3 protein-coding genes and 1 pseudogene are annotated in these 3,700 nt (G+C 72.9%); 1 reads left to right on the forward strand and 3 read right to left on the reverse strand.

The genetic code is table 11. From position 1 onward, the window contains the following. From AOK01_RS29900 to AOK01_RS29910, 3 genes and pseudogenes are all read right to left on the reverse strand, one after another. Positions 1 to 674, reverse strand: a pseudogene (locus AOK01_RS29900) (1-phosphofructokinase family hexose kinase); the annotation flags it as partial. A 128-nt stretch (positions 675 to 802) separates the two neighbouring features. Then, positions 803 to 2,017 carry an N-acetylglucosamine-6-phosphate deacetylase gene (gene nagA, locus AOK01_RS29905; protein WP_079103870.1) on the reverse strand — a complete coding sequence of 405 codons (1,215 nt, stop codon included), beginning with the start codon at positions 2,015 to 2,017 and terminating at the stop codon, positions 803 to 805. Further along, a complete protein-coding gene (locus AOK01_RS29910; protein WP_055517139.1) occupies positions 2,014 to 2,970 on the reverse strand; it encodes an ROK family protein in 957 nt (318 codons plus the stop codon). Before AOK01_RS29910 ends, nagA begins: the two co-directional genes overlap by 4 nt. Before the next feature lie 141 nt (positions 2,971 to 3,111). On the opposite strand from AOK01_RS29910, the gene AOK01_RS29915 reads away from it, so the two are divergent. After that, a partial coding sequence (locus AOK01_RS29915) for an ABC transporter substrate-binding protein (protein WP_157871538.1) occupies positions 3,112 to 3,700 on the forward strand: 589 nt, incomplete at its 3' end.

Below are 3,700 nucleotides of genomic sequence, written 5' to 3' on the forward strand. Positions count from 1 at the left end.
AGGCCACCCGGGACGCGCGCCCAGCGACGCCACGACCGTGTGGGCGCCGCTGGGCGCGCGTCCCGGGTGGCCTGCGACGGATCGTGGGCACCGGTGAGTTCGGCCAGTTCGTCCGCGTTCGGCTTGACGATGTCGGGCCGCGCCGCGATCCCCCGCCGCAACGGCTCGCCACTCGTGTCGAGCAGCACCGGAACGGCCAACGCCCGCGCGGTCCGCACGAGTTGGGCGTACGCCCCGACGGGCACCCCCGGTGGCAGGCTGCCGCACAGGGCCACCGCCGAGGCGGAGCGCAGCAGGATCTCGTACGCCTCCTGGAAGGCGGACCACTCGGCGGGACTGATCTGCGGGCCGGGTTCGTTGAGTTGAGTCGTGTCACCGGTCGTCGTGTCGACCACCGCGATCGTGCGGCGGGTCGGGCCGCTCACCGGGACCAGCGCGTCGGCGACCCCGGGCGTGTGGGCGAGCCCGTCGCGCAGGGCCTGCCCGGTGCCGCCGCCCACGAAGCCCGTGACGCTCACCTCGTGGCCGAGGGCCGCGAGGACCCGGGCCACGTTCAGCCCTTTGCCGCCGGGCCGTTCGGTCACCTCGGTGACCCGGTGGGACGCGTGCGGGCGCAACTCCCGTACGTGGTACGTGATGTCGAGAGCGGTGTTCAGCGTGACCGTGAGGATCACCTGGGCCGGCCTCCCCCGATGTGGACGCGCTCGCCGAGCGCGCCTGCCTGTCCGATCCGAAGGGTCGATCATGTCAAAGACAGCCCGGTCGGCCCAGACCCTCTCCCAGTCCCTCTCCCGGGCGGGGCTCAGCCGATCGAGGGCTCGACCAGCCATTCGCCCCGGCGCATCACGCCCTTGACCTCGAAGGCGGCGTCCAGGACCACCAGGTCGGCGTCCTTGCCCGGCTCCAGCGAGCCGACCCGGTCGTACAGGCCCAACTGCCGGGCGGGGTTGGCGGAGATGGCCGCGACGACGTCCTCGACGGGCAGCCGGTCCACGGTCACCGCACGCTTGAAGGCCCGGTCGAGGGTGAGTGTGGAGCCCGCGATCGAACCGCCCTCCACCAGGCGTGCCACACCGTCCGCGACCTCCACCTCCAGCGGGCCGAGCATGTAGCGGCCGTCGCCGAAGCCCGCCGCGTCCATCGCGTCCGTGATGAACGCGACCCGCCCGCCGCCCGCGTGATGGAAGGCCAGCTGGAGGGAGGCCGGGTGGAGGTGGACGCCGTCGTTGATCAGCTCGACGGTGATCCGCTCGTCCTCCAGCAGGGCCGCGATCGGTCCCGGTGCGCGGTGGCCGAGCACGGGCATCGCGTTGAACAGGTGCGTCGCCACGGTCGCGCCCGCGTCGATGGCCTCCACCGTCTGCTCGTACGTCGCGTCCGTGTGCCCGATCGCCGCGATGACGCCGTGCTCGGCGAGGAGGTGTACGGAGTCGATGCCGCCCGGCAGTTCGGTGGCGAGGGTGACCATACGGGCCTGGCCGCGGGCCGCGTCGATCAGCTTGCGGACCTCCGCCGGGTCGGGGTCGCGCAGCAGTTCCTCGGAGTGCGCTCCCTTGCGGCACGGGGAGATGAACGGGCCCTCGAAGTGGATGCCCGCGATGTCGCCCTGCTCGGCCAGCTCGGAGAGCAGTCCGGCGCGCTGGGCCAGGCCGTCCATGTCGCCGGTGACGGTGGAGGCGACCAGGGTCGTCGTGCCGTGCAGGCGGTGGGTGCGGACGCCCTGGAGGATCTCCTCGACCGTGCCCGAGGTGAAGGAGGCCCCGCCGCCGCCGTGGTTGTGCATGTCCACGAAGCCGGGTACCACCCAGTGGCCGCGCAGGTCCACCGTGCGGGCGCCTTCGGGGGCGCTCCCGGCGATGCGGGTGCCGTCGACGATCACTCGTCCGTTCCGCACGGTGCCCGTGGGGAGAACGACGTTCGCTCCGGTGAGGATCGTCGGCTGCGGGCCGGTGGGGGCTGGGCGCGCAGTTCCCCGCGCCCCTGCGGGGGCGCCCTCGTGCGGCCGGTTCGTGGTCATCGGGCGGTTACCTCCGGGGCGGGGGACGTGGGGGTGGTGGCCAGCAGGTCCCAGGCGAGGAGGCCCGCGCCCAGGCAGCCGGCCGTGTCGCCCAGTGCCGCGGGGACGACGGACGGCAGTTTCTGGAAGGTGACGCGCCGCTCGACCGCGGCCCGCAGCGGTGTGAACAAGGTTTCCCCCGCCTCGGCGAGACCGCCACCGATGATCAGGGTGCGCGGGTCCAGCAGAGTGAGCGCGGTGACGAGCCCGTCGGCGAGCGCGTCCACCGCCTCCTGCCAGACCGCGAGCGCCCGGGGGTCCCCGGACTCGACGGCCTTCGCGCAGTCCGCCGCGTCCGCGGCCGGGTCGCCGGACGCCTCGGCCCAGGCCTCGCTGACCGCGGACGCCGACCCGTACCGCTCCAGACAGCCGCGCTGCCCGCACGGACAGGGGGCGCCGCCGGGGCGTACGACGATGTGGCCGATCTCGCCCGCGAAGCCGTGCGCGCCCGCCTCCACCCGGCCGTCGATGCCGATCGCGCCCGCGATGCCCGTGCCCAGCGGTACGAACAGGAAGCGGTCCGCGCCCCGCCCCGCGCCGATCCGGCCCTCGGCCAGGCCGCCGGTGCGTACGTCGTGGCCGAGGGCGACCGGTACTCCGGACAGCCGCTTGCTGAGCAGGTCCCGCAGGGGTACGTCGCGCCAGCCGAGGTTGGCCGAATAGGCGGCGATGCCGCGGTCGTCGTCCACGATGCCGGGGACCGCGACTCCGGCAGCCGCCGCGGGCTCGCCGAAGTGCCGCTCGCCGTGCGCCCGCAGGTCGGCCGCGAAGCCGAGGATCGACTCGACGACGGCGTCCGGGCCGCGCTCCCGGCCCGTTGTGCGGCGGGCCTGGTGCAACAGCGCGCCGTCCGCCCCCACGAGGGCGGCCTTCATCCCGGTGCCGCCCACATCGAGGGCGATGACGTGTCTCACGCGTACAGTGTCGCCCCTTACCCCGTGAGAGGTCTAGTCCACTCACGTGGTGTAGACCTTGGATCGAAAATTGCGAATCGAAAGTATGGGAATCGCACGAGCGAATCCGCGGATGCGACGACAGGGTTGGGGACGGCAGCGGTGCAGCGGCGACTGACAGGTCTGATAGCGGGGGTGTCCGCACTGGGTGCGACCGTGGCCCTCGGAGGCTGCGGCAGCTCCGCCGGGTCCGGGGACGTCACGCTGAGGCTCGTGGCGGCCGACTACGGCGACTCCAAGGCCAACAGCTCCCAGAAGTACTGGGAGAAGCTGTCCACGGCGTACGAGGCGAAGCACCCCGGTGTCGACATCGAGGTGAGTGTCTACTCCTGGAACGAGGTCGACGCCAAGGTCAAGGCGATGGTCGACGCCGGCGACCCGCCCGACATGGCCCAGATCGGCGCGTACGCCGACTACGCCGCCGCGGGGCAGCTCTACAGCGCGGACGACCTGCTCTCCATCGACACCCAGGCCGACTTCGTGTCGCAGCTCACCACGGCGGGGGAGCTGAACCGCACGCAGTACGGCATGCCGTTCGCCTCCTCCACCCGGCTGCTCTTCTACAACAAGAAGCTCTTCACCGACGCCGGCCTCACCCCGCCGGAGACCTGGAGCCAGCTCGCGTCCGACGCCGCGGCGCTCAAGGACCGCGGCGTGAAGTACCCGTACGCGCTGCCCCTCGGGCCCGAGG

Source organism: Streptomyces aurantiacus (genome assembly GCF_001418335.1).
GTDB lineage: Bacteria > Actinomycetota > Actinomycetes > Streptomycetales > Streptomycetaceae > Streptomyces > Streptomyces aurantiacus.

What these genes read in the sequence shown, in the direction of transcription:
- nagA (WP_079103870.1), bottom strand. Translation starts at nt 2,017, where the DNA reads ATGACCACGAACCGGCCGCACGAGGGCGCCCCCGCAGGGGCGCGGGGA.